The organism is Falsiroseomonas sp. E2-1-a20 (genome assembly GCF_051433195.1).
Lineage (GTDB): Bacteria > Pseudomonadota > Alphaproteobacteria > Acetobacterales > Acetobacteraceae > Falsiroseomonas.
In genome coordinates this window covers 1-897 of sequence record NZ_JBHMFT010000172.1, presented here as the reverse complement: position 1 = coordinate 897, position 897 = coordinate 1, and the positions used below count along the sequence as shown (strand labels likewise).

The 897-nt window shown below is 71.5% G+C and carries 1 protein-coding gene; it reads left to right on the top strand.

Annotated elements, in window-relative coordinates; genetic code table 11:
- Nucleotides 1–62: 62 nt before the first annotated feature.
- Nucleotides 63–897 (top strand): IS110 family transposase (locus ACFHPP_RS31195; RefSeq protein WP_437167108.1); only part of this gene is annotated, 835 nt, incomplete at its 3' end.

Genomic DNA, 897 nt, shown 5'->3' with positions numbered 1-897 from the left:
CTGTGAACCCGAACAGTCGCCTGGGCCGCCAGCGAAGCCCGTTTTCGCAAGGTCGGGTCGTCATGGAACACACCACTCAAGGCTCCACTGCCACCCCCGTCGTGGTCGGCATCGACGTCTCCAAGGACCGCCTCGACGTCGCCATCCTGCCCGGCGACGAGGCCTTCTTCGTCAAGCGCGATGCGGAGGGGCTCGACGCCCTCGCCGCTCGCCTCCTCCCCCTGGCGCCGGAGGCCGTGGCCCTCGAGGCGACCGGCGGCTACGAGACCGTCGTCGCCGCCACCCTCGGCGCCGCCGGCCTGCCGGTCGTCGTCGTCAATCCCGCCCAGGTCCGCAGCTTCGGCCGCGCCCTCGGCCAGCGTGCCAAGACCGACCCGATCGACGCCCGCCTCATCGCCCGCTTCGCCGCGATGACCAAGCCCGAGATCAGGCCGCTTCCCGACGAGGCCACACAGCGCCTCGCCGACCTCGTCGCTCGCCGGCGGCAGATCATCGCCATGATGACGGCCGAGCGGCAGCGACAGAAGCGCTTCACCGACCGCCGCCTGCAGAAGTCCATCGGCCGCCTTCTCGAAGCCCTTCAGCGCGAACTCTCCGAGGTCGACGCCGAAATCGACACCGACATCCGCGGCAGCTCCGCCTGGCGCGAGAAGGAGGACCTGCTCGCTTCCGTCCCCGGCGTCGGGCCGACCATCGCCCGCACCTTGATCGCCGAGATGCCCGAACTTGGCGCGCTCGACCGGCGGCAGATCGCGGCCCTCGCCGGCCTCGCGCCCTGGACCCGCCAATCGGGACAATGGAAGGGCCGCAGCTTCATTGGCGGCGGCCGTGCGCCCATCCGGGCCGCCCTCCACATGGGCGCCATCACCGCCGCCCGTCACAACCCAGCCCTCAAAG